Below are 20,312 nucleotides of genomic sequence, written 5' to 3' on the forward strand. Positions count from 1 at the left end.
CGGCGCGCCTCCAGCTCAGCCCATATGCAAACCGCCGTTCAGCGAGAAATCCGCACCCGTGGCAAAACCCGATTCGTCCGAGGCGAGCCACGCCACGATCGAGCCGATTTCATCCGGCTGGCCGAGGCGGCGCACCGGAATCGTCGCGACGATTTTTTCCAGCACGTCGGGGCGGATCGCCTTCACCATGTCCGTGCCGATGTAGCCCGGCGACACGGTGTTGACCGTCACGCCCTTGGTGGCGACTTCCTGCGCGAGCGACATCGTGAAGCCGTGAATGCCGGCCTTTGCCGTCGAATAGTTGGTCTGGCCAAACTGCCCCTTCTGCCCGTTCACCGACGAAATATTGATGATGCGGCCAAAGCCGCGCTCGACCATACCGTCGATCACCTGCTTCGTCACGTTGAAGAGACTCGTCAGGTTGGTGTCGATCACCGCGGTCCAGTCTTCGTGCGTCATCTTGCGGAACACGACGTCGCGCGTGATGCCCGCGTTGTTCACCAGCACGTCGATTTCGCCGACTTCGGCCTTCACCTTGTCGAACGCGGCCTTGGTCGATTCCCAGTCGCCGACGTTGCCTTCCGATGCGACGAAGTCGAAGCCGAGCGCCTTCTGCTCGTCCAGCCACTTCACACGGCGCGGCGAATTCGGGCCGCAGCCCGCGATGACCTTATAGCCTTCCTTGTGCAGGCGTTGGCAAATGCTCGTGCCGATGCCGCCCATCCCGCCCGTTACATACGCAATTCGCTGTGTCATAACCTGGACTCCATTGTCGTTTTTGAGGCGCCGGCCGGCTCGCCCGACCGGCTACCTCTGCCTCGTCTGATGCTTGATTCACATGCCGCCGGGCGACCGGCCGGCGAGGCTGCTCTCACCCGCGCGCCGTCTATGGCAAACGGCGCGCTTCTACACCGCGCTTTCCGCCACGTGTTCAGCGCGCTTCCCACTTCAAAGGCGCCTGAACGCGCCGCGCTCGCGCTTCGTCAAATGCGCTCGACCGCGAGCGCGACGCCCATGCCGCCGCCGATGCACAGCGAAGCCAGGCCCTTCTTCGCGTCGCGCTTCTGCATTTCGTGCAGCAGCGTGACGAGAATCCGGCAGCCCGACGCGCCGATCGGATGGCCGATCGCAATGGCGCCGCCGTTCACGTTGATCTTCGACGTGTCCCAGCCCATCTGCTTGTGCACGGCGAGCGCCTGCGCGGCGAACGCCTCGTTGATTTCCATCAGGTCGAGGTCGTTCACGCTCCAGCCCGCGCGCTCCAGACAGCGTTTGGACGCCGGCACCGGGCCCATGCCCATCACTTTCGGATCGACGCCCGCGTTCGCGTACGCCTTGATGCGCGCAAGCGGCGTGAGGCCGAGCGCTTCCGCCTTCTTCGCGGACATGACGAGCACTGCCGCCGCGCCGTCGTTCAGGCCCGACGCATTGGCCGCCGTCACCGTGCCTTCCTTCGAGAACGCTGGCTTCAGCCCCGCCAGCGACTCGGCCGTCACGCCGTGACGCACGAATTCGTCGGTGGCGAAGCGCAGCGGGTCGCCCTTGCGTTGCGGAATTTCGATCGGCACGATTTCGTCGTCGAAACGGCCCGCCTTCTGCGCGGCTTCCGCCTTGTTCTGCGACAGCGCCGCGAACGCGTCCTGCGCCTCGCGCGTGATGTCGAATTCCTTCGCGACGTTTTCCGCCGTCACGCCCATGTGATACTGGTTGTACACGTCCCACAGGCCGTCGACGATCATGGTGTCGACCAGTTTCGCGTCGCCCATGCGGAAGCCGTCGCGCGAACCGGGCAGCACGTGCGGCGCCGCGCTCATGTTTTCCTGGCCGCCGGCGATCACGATGTCCGCGTCGCCCGCGATGATCGCGTTGGCCGCCAGCATGACCGCTTTCAGGCCCGAGCCGCAGACCTTGTTGATCGTCATGCCGGGCACCGCTGTGGGCAGACCCGCCTTGATCAACGCCTGGCGCGCCGGGTTCTGGCCCGAGCCCGCCGTCAGCACCTGCCCGAGGATCACTTCGCTCACCTGCTCGGGCTTCACGCCCGCACGCTCCAATACCGCGCGAACCACCGTCGCGCCGAGTTCGGGCGCGGCGATCTTCGCCAGCGACCCGCCGAATTTGCCCACTGCCGTGCGGGCGGCCGATACGATCACAACATCAGTCATTTCCATATCCTCCGGGCTTACCGGTCCAGCAGACCGTGGCCCGTCAAGTTAAAAATCTCGTTGCTCGTGAAATAGCCTGCTCGTTTGCTTCGTTGCGCCCGGCGCGACCGGACGCTTACTCGCGCTGCCGCACATAGCGCCCCGGCGCCGGTTCGATGACGGGGAATTCCTCCGACCCCGCCGCGGCGCGCGGCTTGATTTTCTTGCCGCCGTACTGATCGAGCCACGTGGTCCACTCGGGCCACCAGCTTCCGGGCACTTCCTTCGCGTCGCCGAGCCATTCGTCCGGATTCTCCGGCAAGGTCTTGACGTCGCCTTCCAGCGTCCAGTAACTGCGTTTCTTTTTCGCGGGCGGGTTGATCACGCCGGCGATATGGCCCGACGCGCCCAGCACGAACTTCAACGGCCCGGTAAGGAGCGGCACCGATGCATACGCCGTTTGCCACGGTACGATGTGGTCTTCGCGCGAACCGTAGATGAAAGTGGGCACGTCGATCTTCGACAGGTCGACCGGCTCGCCGCAGGTGGTCACGGCACCCGGCTCGCGCAGACGGTTTTCGAGGTACGTATTGCGCAGATACCAGACGTACATGGGGCCCGGCAGGCTCGTGGAGTCGCTGTTCCAGTACAGCAGGTCGAACGGTACCGGCGTGCGCCCCTTGAGGTAATTGTCGACGACGTAATTCCACACGAGGTCGTTCGGCCGCAGGAACGAAAACGTGTTGGCGAATTCGATGCCGCGCATGAGTCCCGGCGGCGCGCCGTTCTTGCCGCCGATGGTCTGCTCGCGCATCTGCACGTGCGCCTCGTCGACGAAGATGTCGAGGACGCCGGTGTCCGAAAAGTCGAGCATCGCGGTCAGCAGCGTCATGGACGCGGCAGGATGTTCGCCGCGCGCCGCCGCCACCGCGAGCGCCGTGGCGAGCAGCGTGCCGCCGACGCAGAAACCGAGCGTATTGATCTGCTCGCGGCCGCTGATCCGGCTGACCGTCTGGATGGCGGTGAGCACGCCTTCGCCGACGTAGTCGTCCCACGTTTTATGCGCGATGGACGCATCCGCATTGCGCCAGGAAATCAGGAATACCTGGTGCCCGGAATCGAGCGCATGCGCAACCAGCGAGTTCTCCGGCTGCAGATCGAGGATGTAGTACTTGTTGATGCAAGGCGGCACGATGAGAAGCGGCCGCTCGCGCACGGTCGCCGTGCGCGGCTTGTACTGGATCAGCTGGATCAGGTCGTTTTCGAAGACGACCGAACCTTCGGTGGTCGCGAGATTTTCGCCGACCACGAAGCGCGATTCGTCCGTCTGCGAGATTTTGCCGCGCTGCATGTCGGCGAGCAGATTCATCACGCCTTGCCGCAAGCTCTCGCCCTGACTTTCGAGCAAGGTCTTTTGCGCCTCCGGATTCAACGCGAGGAAATTGCTCGGCGAGGCGGCAGCCGTCCATTGCTGAACGGCGAAACGGATGCGTTCACGGACCTTCGGCTCGGCTTCGAGCGCGTCCACCATTTCCTGCAGATAGCGTGCGTTCAGCAGATACCAGGCGGCGGTGAAGGCGAAGGCCGGCGTCGCGCTCCATGCATCGGAACTGAAGCGGCGGTCCTTCAACTCCGGCACAATCGGCGCGGCGCAGCTGCCGCCCGCCTGCTGCAACAGCACCATCGCTTCACGCGTGTAGTCGGCTTGCAGTTTCTGCAGACGTTCAGGCGGAATCGCCGCGGCCGGGATGTTCAAACCGGCGAGTGATGGCATGCCGGGCATGCCGGGCATGGCGCCCGCCGCCAGCTTGCTGAAGTCAGGCATGCCGGGAAACGACGGCATGGGCGGCAGACCAAAGGGCGTCGTCCCTTGCACCGGCGCAACCTGCGGCATCGCGAACGGCGCGCCGTTGCTGGCCGCCCCCGCGCCGAGCGAGCGCCACGCGTTCAACCATGCGTCGAAAAATTGCTGCATGCCCGCGGCAGGAGTTGCGCCGTTCGTATCGGACTGCTGCGTATGCTCCTTCGAGGAGTCGGTGCTGGGGGAAGCTGAGGAATGAGAAGCTGCCATACCTGCTTTTGACCGGTGAGTCCTTGCGGACGGTTGAGAGGCAGGTTCTGCGCACGTGGGCGATCGCTCGCGACCTCGTCACGCCCTGTCCCATGTACGAGGAGCTGTGAGGAACATTCTTGCTCCCCATCGCAAGGCATGTCAATGCTTGTTCCCGATTTTGCCGCAGTGCGATAGTTTTTTAATTATCGTTTTCCCTGTATCGCCGAGCGACATTTTCAGACATATGTCAACTGAATGGCGGCTAGCGAAAAAAACGCGGTATTGCCGCGCTTAATTCACATTTATCGACCGCTCACATGCGCTGCTGAATGGCCCGTCCCGTTCGACTCAACGCCTTCCGGCAGCGCAGCAAAAACACATCGTCGCATGTGCGAACAACCATTTTCGATGGCGCTTCGCAAAATGGTTCGCGCCCGCATCAGTCGCCGAGTGTCTGAGCGCCGTCGTCAAGCCAGATCAACGCGGCCATGCGCCCCGTTTCGCGATCGCGCCGGTATGAATAGAAGCGCTCGCGATCGGTCACCGTGCACAGATCGCCGCCCGCGATTCGCGTGACGCCGAGGCGCTGCAGGCGCAGGCGGGCCAGCGCCGGCAGATCCGCAAGATATTTGCCGGCGTTGCGCGGATGCGCGACGAACGCACTCGCGGTGGCGTCGCGTTCGCCGGCCATGGCGGCATGCAGGAAGGCGTCGCGCACATCGGGGCCGACTTCGAACGACTGCGGCCCGATGCACGGTCCGAGATAGGCGCGCAGCGCGCTCGCTTCTCGCCCGGCGAGTTCGGCGACACGCGCCGCCGTTTGCTCGACGATGCCCGCCGCGAGTCCGCGCCATCCCGCGTGCGCGGCGCCCACTGCGCGCCCCGCTTCGTCGCAGATCAGCACCGGCATGCAGTCGGCAACCATCACCACGCAGGCGATGCCCGCGCGGTCCGTCACGCTCGCGTCCGCTTGCGGCGGCGCGCCGCTCGCCTGTGCTTCGCGCAGCGCCGCCTGCGCGCCGACGATGCGCGCGCCATGCACCTGCGCGAGCCACGCCGCCTCGCTCACGCCGGCGAGCGCGAGAAGCCGCGCACGATTGGCCGCAACCGCGGCCGGATCGTCGCCGGACTTCATGCCGAGATTGAGACCGCCGGGCTCGTCCGCGCCGTCGTGCCAGCGGCCGAACGGCGGCGCACTCACGCCGCCGTTGCGCGTGGTGACGAGCGCGCGCACGCGCGGCGCGACGTTCCACGCCGGTTGCACGACGTCAGCAAAAGTCAGCTCGGGCAGGTGCGTCATGCGCGGTCGTCCTCGTCTTCATGTGAATCGTCGGCGGCTTCGTCTTCATCGTATTCGGCGAGATCGGCCGGCTCGTCGCCGAACGAGGCTTCGTAGCCGTCTTCCTCATAATACGTTTCGTCGAACTCGCCTGCATCGTCGCGACCGAGGCCCAGCGCCGCCGAGAGTGCCGCGATATCTTCCGGCACATCCGCGCGCCATTGCATCGTCCGCCCGGTTTTCGGATGAATCAGACCGAGCCGCCACGCATGCAGCGCCTGGCGCGCGAAGTCGCCGGGCAGCGGCGTGACCGAGCGCTTGCCGCGCGCGCGTCCATACACCGGATCGCCCAGCAACGGATGCCCGATATGCGCGCAGTGCACGCGAATCTGATGCGTGCGGCCCGTTTCGAGATCGCAGTGAATCGCGGTCACGGGCTGCCGTTGCCAGAGCGCCGTGTCGACGCGCCGGAAATGCGTGCGCGCCGGTTTGCCCGAGGCGCCCGTCACCACCGCCATGCGCGTGCGCTCGCGCGGATCGCGGCCGATCGGCGCGTCGATCGTGCCTTCTTCCGGCATATTGCCCCACACGAGCGCGAGGTAGCGGCGCTTCACCGTGCGCGCCTGCAGCTGGCGCACGAGGTCGGTCTGCGCCTCGAGCGTGCGCGCGACCACCATCAAGCCCGAGGTTTCCTTGTCGAGCCGATGCACGATGCCCGCCCGCGGCAAGCCCGCCGCCGCGTCGCCGTAACGGTACAGCAGACCGTTCAGCACGGTCCCGCTCCAGTTGCCGGCGGCCGGATGCACGACCATGCCGGCCGGCTTGTTGATGACGACGAGCGTGTCGTCCTCGTAGACGATGTCAAGCGGCACCGGTTCGGGTGTGAACGCGAGCTGTTCGGGCAGCAGGTCGGGCACGAGCTCAATGGTCGCGCCAAGCGGCACCGGCTGGCGAATCTTTGCCGGCTTGCCGTCGATGCGCACGCGCTCGGCCTCGATCCAGCTTTGCAGACGGTTGCGCGAGAATTCGGGAAAGACGCGCGCGAGCACCTTGTCGAGGCGCTCGCCCGCCAGCTCGTCGGGCACCACGACGCTGCGCGGCGTTTCGTCCGCGACGCGGTTTGCCACCGTCGGCACGGTGCTCGCGAGCGCGCCCTTGCCGAGCGCGTCGGCGCCGAGATCGTCGTCGAGGGAATCCGGGCCCAACGCGTCGGAGGGGTCGGCGCTTACGTTATAATCTTCGTTGCTATTCCCGGCACCGGTTGCAGCGCCTGGAGTATTTGAGCGGGTCATTGAGTCTGGGTCACCTGGACGTAAAGCTAGACTGGAAAATGCGAGCCTTGAACACCATCACTAAAGCGGCGATCAATTTGAAGGCCATGAAGAACGCGGCCCGGAAAGTGGCCGGATACATTGCGTGTGCCGCAGCCGTCGCGGTTGTTGCGGCTTGCCACGGCCTGCCGGAGAAGACCGACGAAACGGCAACGTGGAACAACAACAAATTATATACGGAGGCGAACGACGCCCTGAACGGCGGCGACTTCGGCAAGTGCGCGAAATACTTCGAAATGCTCGAAGGTCGCGACCCGTTCGGCCACTTCGCCCAGCAGGCGCAGATCAACGTCGCGTATTGCAACTGGAAAGACAATGAAACCGCGGCGGCCGACCAGGCGATCGACCGCTTCATCCAGCTGCACCCGGATCACCCGGACATCGCCTATGCGTACTATCTGAAGGGCATGATCCACTTCAACGACGACCTGGGTCTCTTCGGCCGCTTTTCCGGCCAGGACATGAGCGAGCGCGATCCGAAGTCGCTGCGCGAGTCGTATGATGCGTTCAAGGTCGTGGTCGACAAATACCCCAACAGCAAATATGCGCCGGACGCCGCGCAACGCATGCGCTACATCGTGAACGCGCTGGCCTCGCACGAAGTCCACGCGGCGGACTACTACTACCGCCGCGGTGCTTATGTGGCTGCCATCAACCGCGCGCAGCTCGCGTTGAAGGAATACAAGAACGCACCGGCTATTGAAGACGCGCTGCACATCATGATGCTGTCGTATCAGAAGCTGAACCAGCCGCAACTCGCCGACGACACGAAGCGCGTGCTTGCCGGCACCTTCCCCGACAGCCCGTACGTCACGGGCCATGCACGGCCGGGCAAGGAAAAATCGTGGTGGCAGTTTTAAGCCGCACGCCGGTGTGAAGCCCCGCTAAACTGCGCTCTAAATGCAAAACGCCACGACTTCGGTCGTGGCGTTTTGCTTTGTACGCTCAGTCAAAGCGCGTACTCGTCGAGTCTGCCGAATCAGTCCCGCTCGAAGAGCGCGATGGACTCCACATGCGACGTATGCGGGAACATGTTCACGACGCCCGCACCCACGAGCCGGTAGCCTGCTTCGTGCACGAGAAGGCCTGAATCGCGCGCGAGCGTCGACGGATTGCACGACACGTAGACGATCCGCCTCGGCAGCGGCCCATTGCCGCTCTGCGCGATCTCGGCCAGCGCCTTGGAAACGGCCAGAGCGCCTTCGCGCGGCGGGTCGATGAGGAACTTGTCGAAGTGGCCGAGCGCGCGGAGGTCGTCGGCGGTGACTTCGAACAGGTTGCGGCAGGCAAACGACGTATGTCCCGCCACGCCGTTCAGCTCCGCATTGGCCAGCGCGCGCGAGGTCAATACTTCGCTGCCTTCGATGCCCACCACCTCCCTCGCGATACGCGCGAGCGGCAGCGTGAAATTCCCGATCCCGCAGAAGAGGTCGAGCACGCGGTCCGTGCGCGCGGGCGCGAGCAGGCGCAGCGCGCGGCTCACCAGCACCCGGTTGATCGCGTGATTGACCTGCGTGAAGTCCGTCGGCTTGAACGGCATGCGAATGCCGTACTCGGGCAGTGTGTAGTCGAGCTGCACGTCAAGCGGGTACAGCGGCGTGACCGTGTCCGGGCCGCCCGGCTGGATCCAGAACTGCACCTTGTGCTCGTCGGCGAACTCGCGCAGCACCTGTTCGTCGGCCTCGGTCAAAGGTTCCAGGTTGCGCACCACGAGCGCCGTGACCGACGAACCGACCGCCAGCTCGAGCTGCGGCATGCGGTCGTAAATGGAGAGCTTCCTCACCATGAAGCGCAGTGGCATCAGCATGGCCGACACATGCGGCGGCAGCACTTCGCAGGTTTTCATGTCTGCAATATAGCTGCTCTTCTTCTCATGAAAGCCGATGCGCATGCCGCCCTTTTCCGGCAGAAAACGCACGGCAAGACGCGCACGATAGCGGTAGCCCCAGGCCGGTCCGTGGATCGGCCGGAACACGGTTTCCGGGCGCAGCTTCGCGAGGTGCTGAAGGTTGTCTTCGAGCACGCGCTGCTTCACCGCGACCTGGGCGCGAATGTCGAGGTGCTGCATCGAACAGCCGCCGCAAATATCGAAGTGCGCGCATTTCGGCGTGGTGCGGATCACGCTTTCGCGGAACACCTGCACGACTTCGGCCTGCTCGAATTTCGGCTTGCTGCGATGCGTGGAGTAACTGACGCGCTCGCCGGGCAGCGCGCCTTCGACGAAGATCACCTTGCCGGGCGTGCCGTCTTCGGTCTCGACGCGGCCGACGCCGCGCGCTTCCATGTCGAGCGAAACGATTTCGACAACCGGTTCATTGCCGGTGACGACGAGCGCGGGCGCGGGCTTGTGGTGCCTGGCGGTCCGCTTCGGCGAGCGACGGTGGGGGGCAGTTCGGGACACCTGCTACTTCCTGACAAACTTGGGAGAAAGGCGAGATTGTAGACGAAGCCGGCGCCCGCGACGCGCCGCCCCGTGCGCACGGCCGCGCGGCTACTGCTCGAAGGCCGCCAGATACTCCGCCCATTGCGGCGCGGTTTCGAGCGCCAACGCGTTTTTGACCAGATTGATCTCGTCGGCATATTCGGCGGCGGAGAACCCGCCGCGAATCAACTGGAAGCGGCAATAGAGCAGATACGTATTGACGACGTCCGTCTCACAGTAATTACGGATTTCCTCGATGCGGCCTTCCTGATACGCATGCCACACCTGGCTGCCGTCCATGCCCATTTTGCCCGGGAAACCACACATTTTCGCGAGCGCGTCGAGCGGCGCGTTGGCGCGCGCCTGGTACATTGCGAGGACGTCCATCAGATCGGTGTGCCGCGCATGGTAGCGGCTGATGTAATTGTTCCACTTGAACTCGCGGTCGTCCTCGCCCAGATCCCAGAACCGGTAGGCGGGAATGCCGTTGACGAGCGCGCGGTAGTTCAGCACCGGCAGGTCGAAGCCGCCGCCGTTCCACGAGACAAGCTGCGGCGTGTACTTCTCGATCACGCGATAGAACGACTGCACGAGCGCCGCTTCGCCGTCCTCAGGCGTGCCGAGCGAACGCACGCGAAAGCCGTTGTTGTCGCGGAACACGCAGGAAATCGCGGCGATCCGCTGCAGGTGATGCGGCAGAAAATCGCTGCCGGTCTTTTCGCGGCGGGCGGCGAACGCGTGCTCGGCGACTTCGGCGTCGCTCAGGGTGGCGGGCAAATCGTCGAGACGGCGGATGCCGGCGACATCGGGAATCGTCTCGATGTCGAAAACAAGAATCGGTGTCATCAAGTCAGAGAACGGCGTCTTTCCGAACGCCGTTGGAGGCGAAGAAGCGCTTTAACCGCACGAGCGCTTCCTGTTGGATCTGGCGCACCCGCTCGCGCGTGAGGCCCATTTCATCGGCCAGCTCTTCGAGCGTGGCGGGTTCGATGTGATTCAGACCGAAGCGGCGTTCGATCACATGGCGATGCTTGTCCGACAGACGTGCGAGCCACGCGCGCGTGAGCGTTTCGAGCTCGCGATGCTGCACTTCCGCATCCGGCGACTGGCTCTGGTCGTCGGACAACAGATCGAGCAGACTGCTTGCCGGGTCGAGGTCGAGCGGCGCGTCGAGCGAGGCCGTATGCTCGTTCAACGCAAGAATGTCGGTGACTTCGTCGGTGGTCTTGCCGGTCAGATAAGCGATGTCGTCGATACTGGCGTCGCGGCGCTCGGCGGCTTCGCCCGAATTCATCGAATTTTTTTCCAGATGGCGCTTGGCGCGCAGCACCTGATTGAGCTCGCGAATCACATGCACCGGCAGGCGCACGGTGCGCGCCTGGTTCATGATCGCGCGCTCGATACTCTGTCGGATCCACCAGGTTGCGTAGGTAGAAAACCGGAAGCCGCGCGTGGGATCGAATTTCTCGATGGCGTGCATGAGGCCGAGATTGCCTTCCTCGATCAGGTCGAGCAGCGGCACGCCCCGGTTCAGATAACCCTTAGCGATGCTGACGACAAGCCGCAGATTGCGCTCGATCATGACCTGCCGCGCTTCGAACTCGCCCGCCTTCGCGAGACGCGAGTACTTCTGCTCTTCCTCGACGGTGAGGAGCGGCTTCACGCTGATGCGGTTCAGATAGTGCTGAATGGTGTCGGCCGTCAGCTCGGCTTGCAGCAGCGCGCGGAAGTCGTCCGCGTCGGGCACGGACTCGGCCGCGCCCTCGCGCGCCTCGCCCTCTTCGGCGCCCTGACGGTCGTCGAGTTCGCGCTCCTCGACGAGTTCCTCTTCCGCTTCCGACGCGCCGCTGTCGTCCACCGAAGCGGACGTGGCATCGCTGATCGTTTCAGATTCGGCTTGCGGCAGGCGGCGCTTCGGTTTCGGCATGGTCGTATCGCTTATTGCGGCGGCAAATACTTCAGTGGGTCGACAGGTTTACCCTGCCGGCGAACTTCGAAATGCAACATGACGCGGTCTGAATCGCTGTTGCCCATCTCGGCGATTTTCTGCCCTTTCGTGACCGCGTCCCCCTCTTTTACCATCAAAGCGCGGTTGTGTGCATACGCGGTGAGATAAGTTGCGTCATGCTTGATGATAATGAGATTGCCGTAACCACGCAGCCCATTTCCGGCATAAACCACGCGGCCGTCCGCGGAGGCCTTGACTGCTTCGCCTGCCGAGCCGCCGATGTTGACACCTTTGTTTGTCGAATCGTTAAACGTGCCGAGGAGCGGCCCGCGCACCGGCCACACGAAGCTCACATTGCCGGACGCACCCGCACTCGAGTCGCTTGCTGCAGCCGCGCTCGACGGCGCCGTCGCAGCAGCGTTGTTCGCGCTCGAACCGTAGAGGGGCGGCGCGGCCACGCCGGCCGCCGCGCCCGTGGTCGACGAGCCATTGAGCGGCGCCGTTTGCAACGTGCCATTGCTGCCGATCGGCGCGGTCGCGACACCCGGCGTCAACGCCGCGGTGTTCGCGCCTGGCGGCACCACGCGCAGCAGTTGATCCACCTCGATCTGGTTCGGGTTAGTGAGATTGTTCCACGCCGAAATGTCGCGGTAGTTCTGGCCGTTCTCGAGCGCAATCCGGTAGAGCGTGTCGCCCGGCTTCACGCGGTAGTAGCCGGGCGGCGGCGGCCCGAGCGGCGCCGCGGGTTGCTGCGCCGTCTGGCCGGCCTGCGTGCCGAGCACAGTGCCGCCGGAGCGGTCGACGACCGGCGCCTGGTCGAGCCGGGATGCACAGGCGGTCATCAACAGGGACAAGGCGAGCACGCACACGCTACGCTGGGTTACGGACATGGGGACATTCAGGCTGGTTCTTTGCATCGCGCGCAACATACTCATCGGTGTCAAATCACTCCGGATTTTAAGGGTACAAAGAAAACGCGATCAAGCTGCGACTCCCGCCACTGCGCCGGTCCGACACGCTCGACGAGCGTCAGCACCTGGCTGTGCCCTTCCTGCGAGCCGACGGGCGCAATCAGACGGCCGCCGATCGCAAGTTGTTCAAGTAATGCCTGCGGCACGTCGAGGCCCGCCGCGGCGATCAGGATCGCGTCGAAAGGCGCCGCCGACGGCAAGCCCAAACGCCCGTCGCCATAGTGCAGCCGGATGTTCGGAATGCGCAGCGGACGCAAGTTTGTCTTCGCGCGTTCCGACAGCGGCTTGATGCGCTCGATCGAATACACCTCGCGCGCGACCTGGCTCAGCACCGCCGCCTGATAACCGCAACCGGTGCCGATTTCGAGCACGTTGTTCAAGGCGCGGCCCGCCGCCGCGAGCTCGATCATGCGCGCGACCACCGACGGCTTCGAGATAGTCTGGTGATGCCCGATGGGCAGCGCGGCGTCTTCGTACGCCTGGACCGCGAGCCCGGGGTCGACGAACATATGACGCGGCACGACCGACATCGCGCTCAGCACGCGCTGATCGGTGACGCCGTTCGCACGCAGGCGTTCGACCATACGTTCGCGAACCCGTTCCGACGTCAACGCCGTGGCGCCGTTCAACGCGACGTTGGGCCCGGTGCTGCGTTCATTCGCCCGCGTGGCCGCGGGCTTCGCGGGCGGCGCGGAAGGCGCGGCGTTCTTGCCTGCGGTTCGCGCGGGCGACGGTCCTGCCGCTGCCGTCCTGCCCCCGACCGACGGGCGCGCGTTCGTGCTCTGCGCGACCGGCCGCGCCGATGTTTTTGCCGCGGGCGCGGCAAGCGGCTTCGGCGGAGTCACGACGGACGGTTTGGCGGCAAGCGGCGTGGGCGCTCTGCCCTGCTTCGGCTGCAATTTGCCTGCTGAGCCTGACGAGGCCGGGCTCGCCGCACCTGCCTGCGGATTTTTCGCCGGCTGCTGCCGCGCATTGAGCGCGGCACTTGCGGCAAGTGCCCCAGCGCGCACCTCCCCCGGGCGGCCTTCGGGCCGGCGCGGCTCGCGCACCAGATCCTCGAGGCCGAGCGGGAAGCGCTTCGCGCGCTCGTTCGTCATGAAGCGCCGCTGCCCGCGCGCGCCCAGTCGTGCGCCGCCGGCAGCATTTGCGTGTGTGTCAGGTCGAGTTGCAGCGGCGTGATCGACACATGGCCGTTGGCCACCGCGTGGAAATCCGTCCCTTCGCTCGCATCGCGCGCGCTGCCCGACGGGCCGATCCAGTAGATCGGCTCGCCACGCGGATTGGTCTGGCGGATGACCGGCTGCGACGGATGCCGCTTGCCGAGCCGGGTGACGCGCCAGCTGCCCAGTTGCTCGTACGGCAGGTTCGGGATGTTGACGTTCAGAAGCGGATGCCCCGGCAGCGGATGTGCGAGGTAATGCGCGACGATTTCCGTCGCGACGCGAACCGCGGCTTCCAGATGCACCCAGTCTTTGTCGACGAGCGAGAACGCGATGGCCGGCACGCCGAACATGATGCCCTCGGTCGCCGCCGCGACGGTGCCGGAATAGAGCGTGTCCTCGCCCATGTTCTGACCGTTGTTGATACCGGATACGACGAGGTCGGGCGTGTGGTCCAGCATGCCGGTTAGCGCGATGTGCACGGAGTCGGTGGGCGTGCCGTTCACGTAATAGAAACCATTTGCCGAGCGGAGAACCGAAAGCGGCCGCGACAAGGTCAGAGAGTTCGACGCGCCGCTGCAATTCTGTTCGGGCGCCATCACGGTCACGTCGGCGAGCGGCTTGAGCGCTTCGTAAAGCGCGCCAAGGCCGGGCGCCAGATAGCCGTCGTCGTTGCTGATTAGGATTCGCATGCGGCGATTGTAACCGAGGAAAGAAGGCGCGCGAACGACACGGCAAGCGCGTCGCGCGGGCCGTGCAAAACGCGGGCGCCGATGCGCGGACGACAACGCCTCGCCTCGTCGATGCGCCGCCGCAAACGCGCTCGAACGGGCATCGAGGCGAAGAATCCGAGGCCCCGCGCACGGCGAAACCGCGAATCGCACGATCGTGCAGATGCTTTACACTCGGAGCCGTTGCGAACCCTGATCGAATGGAGACACGATGCGCGCGATTCGCTGCAACCAGTACGGGCCGCCCGAGAGCCTGACCGTCGAGGATCTGCCGGATCTGGAGCCGCCGCCGGGACACGTCGTGATCGACGTGAAGGCCGCCTCCGTCAATTTCCCCGACGTGCTCATCATCGAGAACAAGTATCAGTTCAAACCGCCGCTGCCCTTCACGCCCGGCTCGGAAGTGGCGGGTATCGTGCGCGCGGCGGGCGCCGGCGTCACACGGTTCAGGCCCGGCTCGCGCGTGGTCGCGTTCACGGGCGCGGGCGGCTTTGCGCAGCAGGCGCTCGCGAGCGAGTCGGCCTGCGTGCCGCTCGCGGACGGCATCGACTTCGAACTGGCGGCGGCCTTCACGCTCGCATACGGCACGTCGCATCATGCGGTTGTGGATCGCGGCGCGCTGCAGGCCGGCGAGACGATGCTCGTGCTCGGTGCGGCGGGCGGTGTCGGACTTGCGGCGGTGGAAATCGGCAAGGCGCTCGGTGCGCGCGTGATCGCGGCGGCATCGAGCGACGAAAAGCTCGCGGTGTGCGTCGAGCACGGCGCCGACGCCACGATCAACTACAGCACCGAAGACCTGCGCGAGCGCATCAAGGCGCTGACCGTGGGCCTGGGCCCGGACGTGATCTACGATCCCGTCGGTGGCGCCTACACGGAGCCGGCCTTTCGCAGCATCCGCTGGCGCGGACGGTATCTGGTGGTCGGCTTTGCGAACGGCGAGATTCCGAAGCTGCCGCTGAATCTGACGCTGCTGAAAGGCGCGAGTGTGGTCGGCGTCTTCTGGGGCGACTTTGCGAAGCGCGAGCCGCAGCGCAATCACGCCGCTTTCCGCGAGATGGTCGGCTGGATCGGCGAAGGCAAGCTCAAGCCGTACGTGTCCGCGCGCTATTCGCTCGACGAAACGGCGCGCGCGCTGCGCGATATGGCCGAACGGCGCGTGATCGGCAAGGTGGTGATTACGCCGTAAGCGCAGCGCGGCCCCGGCTGGCCTGAGCACGGGTTCGCTGAGCGTCCGGCCAAAACAAAACAGCGTGCGGCTTTTTGGGCCACACGCTGTGTTTCGAGGCGGTTTCGCGCCGCTTGCGACGCCTACAGTTTTTCGGTGTCGCCGGTCTTCGGCTGCCACTTCATCAGATGCCGTTCGCCCATGCCGACGATTGCATCCAGAATCAGCGCGAATGCCGTCAATACGAGGATGCCGGCGAACACGGTATTGATATCGAAGGTGCCTTCCGCCTGCAGAATCAGATAGCCGACGCCGCGCGCGGAGCCGAGGTACTCGCCGACCACCGAGCCCACGAACGCGAGGCCCACCGATGTGTGCAGGCTCGAGAACACCCAGCTCATCGCGCTCGGCAAATAGACATAGCGCAGCAGTTGCTTGCCGTTCGCGCCGAGCATGCGCGCGTTCGCCAGCACGACCGGGCTCACTTCCTTCACGCCCTGATAGACGTTGAAGAACACGATGAAAAACACCAGCGTCACGCCGAGCGCGACCTTCGACCAGATGCCGAGACCGAACCACACGCCGAAGATCGGCGCGAGAATCACGCGCGGCATCGAGTTGGCGGCCTTGATGTACGGGTCGAACAGCGCGCTCGCCAGCGGCGACAGCGCGAGCCACAAACCGACGCCCAAACCTATGCCGGTGCCGAGCGCGAACGCGAGTACGGTTTCAAGCAGCGTGATCCATAGGTGCAGATAGATCTCGCCGCTCGTGAACCACTCCCAGATCCGCTGCAGCACTTTCTGCGGTTCGCCGAAGAAGAAAGCGGCCTTGTTCGGGTCGTCGAAATAGAACGCCGGCAGCAGCGTCGGGCTCGTCAGCACATACCAGAGCACGAAGCACAGCACGAGCAACAGCCATTGCCAGATCACCAGATTCGCCCGGTTGGGGCGCAACGTCTTCCACATGACTCGGTTTGCCTCGGTTGCCTTAGACGGTTGATAGACGCGAAACGCACTGCATTCAGCGAGCGCTCAGACAGCAGTGAGCTGTTGCTGATAGCCCTTCAGCACCTCGTCGCGCAGCACGCTCCAGATCTGCGCATGCAACTCCACAAAGCGCGGATGCGAGCGGATTTCGGCGACGTCGCGCGGACGCGGCAAGTCGATCGCGAATTCGCCGATAGGATGCGTGCCCGGCCCCGCCGACAGCACCACCACGCGGTCGGACATGGCGATCGCCTCGTCGAGATCGTGCGTGATGAAGAGCACGGCCTTGCGTTTCGCAGCCCACAGATCGAGCAGTTCGTTTTCCATCAGCTGGCGCGTCTGGATGTCGAGCGCGGAAAACGGTTCGTCCATCAGGATGATGTCCGGATCGAGAATCAGCGTCTGGGCCATCGCGACGCGCTTGCGCATGCCGCCCGACAACTGATGCGGATAGCGGTCGCCGAAACCGCCGAGGCCCACGCGCTTGAGCCACTCTTCCGCCTTCGCGCGCGCTTCCTGCTGCGGCACGCCGCGGAACGCGAGGCCGGCCATCACATTGTCGATAGCGGAGCGCCAGGGCATCAATGCGTCGGCCTGGAACATGTAGCCTGCGCGCCGGTTGATGCCCGCGAGCGGTTCGCCGAACACGCTGACCGTGCCCGCCGACGGCGCGAGCAAACCCGCGCCGACGTTCAGCAAGGTGGACTTGCCGCAGCCCGTCGGCCCGACCACGGAGACGAACTCGCCCGGCGCGATCCGCAACGTCGTGTCCTTGACGGCCGTGTAGCGCTGCGAGCGGTTGTCGCGCGCGGCGAAAGTGCAAGTGATGTTTTCGAGCGCCAGAGCTGCAACGGTCATCGTTCGACTCGCTTGGTGGATCGGTTTCGGTGTGGGTCGCGGCGCGGCTTCACGACTTGACGGTGGCGAGCGCCTTCTTGACGAAGTCGTTGGTCCATGTCTTCGACACGTCGATCGGCTTGCCCTGCACCGTCGCGTCGAACGCCTGCAGGGTCTTGAGCGACGTGGCGGGACCGTCGGCCGGCATCAGGCCGTCGGGCGACATGGCTTCCTTGACGTGCTGCCAAGCGTCGAGATACACCGCGCGATCGCCGAGCAGATAGCTTTCCGGCACCGTGTTGATGAGCTCGGTGCCGGTGGCCGTTTGCAGCCATCGGAGCGCGCGCACCATCGCATTGGTGAGCGCCTGCGTGGTGTTCGGATTCTTCGTGATGAAGCTTTGCGATGCGTACAGGCACCCGGCCGGCATGTCGCCGCCGAACACGCTGCGCGTATCCGCGAGCGTGCGCGTGTCGGAGACGACGCGAATCTCGCCGCTGCGTTCGAGCTTCGTGATCACCGGATCGAGGTTCGCGAGCGCGTCGATCTGCCCGGATTGCAACGCGGCAATCGCGCCGGCGCCCGCGCCGACGCCGATGAAGGCGACGTCTTTCGCGGTGAGGCCGCCCTTGGCCAGCACGAAGCTCGCCATGATCGACGTCGACGAACCCGGCGCGGTCACGCCGATTTTCTTGCCGCGCAGGTCGGCGATCGACTTGTAGTTCGGCATGCTTTTCTTCGACACCGCGAGCACGATCTGCGGCGCGCGTCCCTGCAGGACAAATTCACGGAACGACTGCTTTTGCGCCTGCAAAAGCAGCGTGTGTTCGAATGCGCCGGACACCACGTCCGCGCTGCCGCCCACCGCCGCCTTCAAGGCTTGCGAGCCGCCGGCGAAGTCGGAGATCTCGACGTCGAGACCTTCGTCCTTGAAGAAATTGCGTCGCTCGGCAATCGTGAGCGGCAGATAGTAGAAGAGGTTCTTGCCGCCGACAGCAATGGCGACCTTCGTGGTTTCCAGTTTGCCCTGCGCGAAAGCGAGCGGCGTGGCCGCGAGCGTGGCGCCCGCGAGCGCGGCGGTACCGGCGAGGAAGCTTCTGCGATGCATGTTTGTTGTCTCCGAGGCTCGTGCGAACTCTGGTGTTGCGATTTTATTTATCGGGTTGCGACGGTCGTTGCTCACACAACTTGTTGCGCATGCAACCTTGCGATGTGGTCTGCATCATAACCTAGCGATTGCAGGACTTCATCCGTATGTTCACCCAGCTCGGGGCCGAGCCAGCGCGTCTCGCCGGGCGTCTCCGAGAGTTTCGGCGTGACCGCCGGCAGCGTGATCTCGCGGCCGTCCTGCCACCTGAAGCGCTGGATCATCTGACGCGCCATGTATTGCGGATCGGTGAACATATCGGCGACGCTATAGATGCGGCCCACCGGCACGTCGGCGGCATTGAGCACCGCGAGCGCTTCGTCGATGGTGCGCGTGGCGAGCCAGGCGGCAATCGCCGCGTCGATCTCCTGGGTGCGCGGCACGCGGCCGTCGTTGTGCGCGAGCGCGGGATCGTTCGCGAGATCTTCGCGCTCGATGGCGAACATCAGGCGCCTGAAAATCGGATCGCTATTGCCGCCGATCACGATGCTGCCGTCGCGGCATGGATAGGTGTTGGACGGCACGATGCCCGGCAGCGACGCGCCGGTGCGCTCGCGCACCATGCCGTAGACGCCGTACTCGGGCACCACGCTTTCCATCATGTTGAAGACCGCTTCGTACAGCGCGACGTCGACCACCTGCCCCTTGCCGCCGTTCACCTGCTTGTGATGCAGCGCCATCAGCGCGCCGATCACGCCGTGCAAGGCCGCAATCGAATCGCCGATCGAAATGCCGATGCGCGGCGGCGGCAGGTCCGGGTAACCGGTGATATGACGCAGACCGCCCATCGACTCGGCGATCGCGCCGAAGCCGGGGCGGTCGCGATACGGTCCGGTCTGGCCGTAGCCGGAAAGACGCACCATAACGAGGCCCGGATTCTCCGCCGACAGCACGTCGTAGCCGAGCCCGAGTTTTTCCAGCAGCCCAGGCCGGAAATTCTCGACGACGACGTCCGCTTCACGCGCGAGGCGGCGCACGATCTCCTTGCCCTCCTCGGCCTTCAGATTGATCGTGACGGACTTCTTGTTGCGCGCCTGCACGGCCCACCAGAGCGACGTACCGCCCACTTCAGGATAAAGCTTGCGCCACTTGCGCAGCGGGTCGCCGCCCTTCGGATCTTCGATCTTGATGACGTCGGCGCCGAACTCGCCGAGAAAACGCGCGGCAAACGGCCCCGCGATCAGCGTGCCGAGTTCGAGCACCTTCACGCCCGCGAGCGGGCCCGGTGCGGATGGCGGCGCCTCGTGGGCGGTGGATTGGGGCGTTGCGCTCATAGTCTCCTTTGTTCTGTTCGTGAACGCGGCAAGGCGGGCGTTCTGTTCGTGCTCAGCTCGTCTTCTGCTCGCGTTCTGGCCGGGCGTTCTGCCCGTGCTCTGCTCGTGCTCTGCGCACACCGTGCTCGCGCGCCGCTGTGAATCGCTCGCGCGTCGCCGCGGCTACATCGAGCGGCGGTCGAGCATGGCACGGGCGATCGTGCCCGCGTCGACGTATTCCAGTTCACCGCCCACCGGCACGCCGCGGGCGAGACGCGTGACGGCAAGCCCGCGCGCCTTGAGCGTCTGCCCGAGGTAATGCGCGGTGGCTTCGCCTTCGTTGGTGAAATTGGTGGCGAGCACGACTTCCTTCACGACACCGTCGGACGCGCGCTTCACCAGCCGGTCAAAATGTATCTCCTTGGGGCCGATGCCGTCGAGCGGACTCAGCCGGCCCATCAGCACGAAATAGAGCCCGCGGTAGGTCATGGTCTGCTCGAGCATGATCTGGTCGGCGGGCGTTTCGACGACGCACAGCAAGCTCGGATCGCGCTCAGGGTCGAGGCACACTTCGCAGATCTGCGCCTCGGTAAAGGTATTGCACTTCTCGCAGTGCCGCAGATGCTCAGTTGCGAACAGCAGCGCGCGGCCGAGCTTGTCGGCGCCCTCGCGGTCGTGCTGCATCAGGTGGTACGCCATGCGTTGCGCGGACTTCGGCCCGACTCCGGGCAGCGCGCGCAGCGCTTCGACGAGCGCCGACAAGGCGGAAGGTTGTTTCATGCGGATCGGCGTCGAGTTGGATGATGCCCGGGCATGGGTCGAAGGGATGGCTTCTTGCTAGCGTTTGGCTGCTGTTTGCGCGCTGGCTGCCGGCTTGTTGCT

At 65.0% G+C, this 20,312-nt stretch carries 18 protein-coding genes; 2 read left to right on the forward strand and 16 right to left on the reverse strand.

Features of this window, described 5'->3' with window-relative positions; all coding sequences use genetic code 11:
• Positions 1-15: 15 nt before the first annotated feature.
• The 5 genes from ACEN8U_RS23795 to ACEN8U_RS23815 form a co-directional block, all read right to left on the reverse strand.
• Positions 16-756 carry a 3-ketoacyl-ACP reductase gene (locus tag ACEN8U_RS23795; RefSeq protein ID WP_013588449.1) on the reverse strand — a complete coding sequence of 247 codons (741 nt, stop codon included), beginning with the start codon at positions 754-756 and terminating at the stop codon, positions 16-18.
• Positions 757-983: 227 nt separating this feature from the next.
• On the reverse strand, positions 984-2,165 hold the full coding sequence (locus ACEN8U_RS23800) for an acetyl-CoA C-acetyltransferase (protein WP_013588450.1): 1,182 nt from the start codon (positions 2,163-2,165) through the stop codon (positions 984-986).
• Positions 2,166-2,280: 115 nt separating this feature from the next.
• Positions 2,281-4,119, reverse strand: coding sequence for a class I poly(R)-hydroxyalkanoic acid synthase (gene phaC, locus ACEN8U_RS23805; protein ID WP_310110488.1), 1,839 nt, complete (start codon positions 4,117-4,119; stop codon positions 2,281-2,283).
• Between the two features lie 517 nt (positions 4,120-4,636).
• Positions 4,637-5,497 (reverse strand): peptidoglycan editing factor PgeF, encoded by an 861-nt coding sequence (gene pgeF / locus ACEN8U_RS23810; protein WP_015002668.1) that lies wholly within the window; start codon positions 5,495-5,497, stop codon positions 4,637-4,639.
• A complete protein-coding gene (locus ACEN8U_RS23815; protein ID WP_041745302.1) occupies positions 5,494-6,768 on the reverse strand; it encodes an RluA family pseudouridine synthase in 1,275 nt (424 codons plus the stop codon). The genes pgeF and ACEN8U_RS23815 overlap by 4 nt, the downstream gene beginning before the upstream one ends.
• A 38-nt stretch (positions 6,769-6,806) precedes the next feature.
• Here ACEN8U_RS23815 and ACEN8U_RS23820 point away from each other — a divergent pair, with 38 nt between their 5' ends.
• Complete coding sequence (locus ACEN8U_RS23820) at positions 6,807-7,667, forward strand: outer membrane protein assembly factor BamD (RefSeq protein WP_013588454.1); 861 nt, start codon at positions 6,807-6,809, stop codon at positions 7,665-7,667.
• A gap of 119 nt (positions 7,668-7,786) precedes the next feature.
• On the opposite strand, the gene rlmD is transcribed toward ACEN8U_RS23820, so the two are convergent.
• From rlmD to surE, 6 genes are all read right to left on the reverse strand, one after another.
• Positions 7,787-9,208, reverse strand: coding sequence for a 23S rRNA (uracil(1939)-C(5))-methyltransferase RlmD (rlmD, locus tag ACEN8U_RS23825; protein ID WP_015002671.1), 1,422 nt, complete (start codon positions 9,206-9,208; stop codon positions 7,787-7,789).
• Between the two features lie 90 nt (positions 9,209-9,298).
• On the reverse strand, positions 9,299-10,075 hold the full coding sequence (locus tag ACEN8U_RS23830; protein WP_015002672.1) for a 3'-5' exonuclease: 777 nt from the start codon (positions 10,073-10,075) through the stop codon (positions 9,299-9,301).
• 4 nt (positions 10,076-10,079) lie between these two features.
• Entirely contained in the window at positions 10,080-11,156 is a 1,077-nt protein-coding gene (gene rpoS, locus ACEN8U_RS23835; RefSeq protein WP_015002673.1) for an RNA polymerase sigma factor RpoS, read from the reverse strand.
• Between the two features lie 11 nt (positions 11,157-11,167).
• Entirely contained in the window at positions 11,168-12,112 is a 945-nt protein-coding gene (locus tag ACEN8U_RS23840) for a peptidoglycan DD-metalloendopeptidase family protein (RefSeq protein ID WP_041745304.1), read from the reverse strand.
• Positions 12,113-12,117: 5 nt separating this feature from the next.
• Positions 12,118-13,245, reverse strand: coding sequence for a protein-L-isoaspartate(D-aspartate) O-methyltransferase (locus ACEN8U_RS23845; protein WP_015002675.1), 1,128 nt, complete (start codon positions 13,243-13,245; stop codon positions 12,118-12,120).
• On the reverse strand, positions 13,242-14,000 hold the full coding sequence (gene surE, locus ACEN8U_RS23850; RefSeq protein ID WP_015002676.1) for a 5'/3'-nucleotidase SurE: 759 nt from the start codon (positions 13,998-14,000) through the stop codon (positions 13,242-13,244). Before surE ends, ACEN8U_RS23845 begins: the two co-directional genes overlap by 4 nt.
• A 250-nt stretch (positions 14,001-14,250) precedes the next feature.
• On the opposite strand from surE, the gene ACEN8U_RS23855 reads away from it, so the two are divergent.
• Positions 14,251-15,225, forward strand: a complete 975-nt coding sequence (locus ACEN8U_RS23855; RefSeq protein ID WP_015002677.1) for an NADPH:quinone oxidoreductase family protein — start codon at positions 14,251-14,253, stop codon at positions 15,223-15,225.
• A gap of 122 nt (positions 15,226-15,347) precedes the next feature.
• On the opposite strand, the gene ACEN8U_RS23860 is transcribed toward ACEN8U_RS23855, so the two are convergent.
• The 5 genes from ACEN8U_RS23860 to recR all read right to left on the reverse strand — a co-directional run bounded on the left by ACEN8U_RS23860 (position 15,348) and on the right by recR (position 20,210).
• Positions 15,348-16,172 (reverse strand): ABC transporter permease, encoded by an 825-nt coding sequence (locus ACEN8U_RS23860; RefSeq protein WP_013588462.1) that lies wholly within the window; start codon positions 16,170-16,172, stop codon positions 15,348-15,350.
• Positions 16,173-16,238: 66 nt separating this feature from the next.
• Complete coding sequence (locus ACEN8U_RS23865; RefSeq protein WP_015002678.1) at positions 16,239-17,051, reverse strand: ABC transporter ATP-binding protein; 813 nt, start codon at positions 17,049-17,051, stop codon at positions 16,239-16,241.
• A 49-nt stretch (positions 17,052-17,100) separates the two neighbouring features.
• The gene (locus ACEN8U_RS23870; RefSeq protein ID WP_015002679.1) at positions 17,101-18,138 is read right to left on the reverse strand and encodes an ABC transporter substrate-binding protein; all 1,038 of its coding nucleotides are present in this window, start codon (positions 18,136-18,138) and stop codon (positions 17,101-17,103) included.
• A 71-nt stretch (positions 18,139-18,209) separates the two neighbouring features.
• On the reverse strand, positions 18,210-19,451 hold the full coding sequence (locus tag ACEN8U_RS23875; RefSeq protein ID WP_015002680.1) for a CaiB/BaiF CoA transferase family protein: 1,242 nt from the start codon (positions 19,449-19,451) through the stop codon (positions 18,210-18,212).
• A gap of 162 nt (positions 19,452-19,613) precedes the next feature.
• Positions 19,614-20,210 carry a recombination mediator RecR gene (recR, locus tag ACEN8U_RS23880; protein ID WP_013588466.1) on the reverse strand — a complete coding sequence of 199 codons (597 nt, stop codon included), beginning with the start codon at positions 20,208-20,210 and terminating at the stop codon, positions 19,614-19,616.
• Positions 20,211-20,312: the final 102 nt, after the last annotated feature.

The sequence above is a fragment of the Paraburkholderia phenoliruptrix genome, assembly GCF_047325075.1.
Lineage (GTDB): Bacteria > Pseudomonadota > Gammaproteobacteria > Burkholderiales > Burkholderiaceae > Paraburkholderia > Paraburkholderia phenoliruptrix.

What these genes read in the sequence shown, in the direction of transcription:
- ACEN8U_RS23795 (WP_013588449.1), bottom strand. Translation starts at nt 756, where the DNA reads ATGACACAGCGAATTGCGTATGTAACGGGCGGGATGGGCGGCATCGGC.
- ACEN8U_RS23800 (WP_013588450.1), bottom strand. Translation starts at nt 2,165, where the DNA reads ATGACTGATGTTGTGATCGTATCGGCCGCCCGCACGGCAGTGGGCAAA.
- phaC (WP_310110488.1), bottom strand. Translation starts at nt 4,119, where the DNA reads ATGCAGCAATTTTTCGACGCATGGTTGAACGCGTGGCGCTCGCTCGGC.
- pgeF (WP_015002668.1), bottom strand. Translation starts at nt 5,497, where the DNA reads ATGACGCACCTGCCCGAGCTGACTTTTGCTGACGTCGTGCAACCGGCG.
- ACEN8U_RS23815 (WP_041745302.1), bottom strand. Translation starts at nt 6,768, where the DNA reads ATGACCCGCTCAAATACTCCAGGCGCTGCAACCGGTGCCGGGAATAGC.
- ACEN8U_RS23820 (WP_013588454.1), top strand. Translation starts at nt 6,807, where the DNA reads ATGCGAGCCTTGAACACCATCACTAAAGCGGCGATCAATTTGAAGGCC.
- ACEN8U_RS23830 (WP_015002672.1), bottom strand. Translation starts at nt 10,075, where the DNA reads ATGACACCGATTCTTGTTTTCGACATCGAGACGATTCCCGATGTCGCC.
- rpoS (WP_015002673.1), bottom strand. Translation starts at nt 11,156, where the DNA reads ATGCCGAAACCGAAGCGCCGCCTGCCGCAAGCCGAATCTGAAACGATC.
- ACEN8U_RS23840 (WP_041745304.1), bottom strand. Translation starts at nt 12,112, where the DNA reads ATGAGTATGTTGCGCGCGATGCAAAGAACCAGCCTGAATGTCCCCATG.
- ACEN8U_RS23845 (WP_015002675.1), bottom strand. Translation starts at nt 13,245, where the DNA reads ATGACGAACGAGCGCGCGAAGCGCTTCCCGCTCGGCCTCGAGGATCTG.
- surE (WP_015002676.1), bottom strand. Translation starts at nt 14,000, where the DNA reads ATGCGAATCCTAATCAGCAACGACGACGGCTATCTGGCGCCCGGCCTT.
- ACEN8U_RS23855 (WP_015002677.1), top strand. Translation starts at nt 14,251, where the DNA reads ATGCGCGCGATTCGCTGCAACCAGTACGGGCCGCCCGAGAGCCTGACC.
- ACEN8U_RS23860 (WP_013588462.1), bottom strand. Translation starts at nt 16,172, where the DNA reads ATGTGGAAGACGTTGCGCCCCAACCGGGCGAATCTGGTGATCTGGCAA.
- ACEN8U_RS23865 (WP_015002678.1), bottom strand. Translation starts at nt 17,051, where the DNA reads ATGACCGTTGCAGCTCTGGCGCTCGAAAACATCACTTGCACTTTCGCC.
- ACEN8U_RS23870 (WP_015002679.1), bottom strand. Translation starts at nt 18,138, where the DNA reads ATGCATCGCAGAAGCTTCCTCGCCGGTACCGCCGCGCTCGCGGGCGCC.
- ACEN8U_RS23875 (WP_015002680.1), bottom strand. Translation starts at nt 19,451, where the DNA reads ATGAGCGCAACGCCCCAATCCACCGCCCACGAGGCGCCGCCATCCGCA.
- recR (WP_013588466.1), bottom strand. Translation starts at nt 20,210, where the DNA reads ATGAAACAACCTTCCGCCTTGTCGGCGCTCGTCGAAGCGCTGCGCGCG.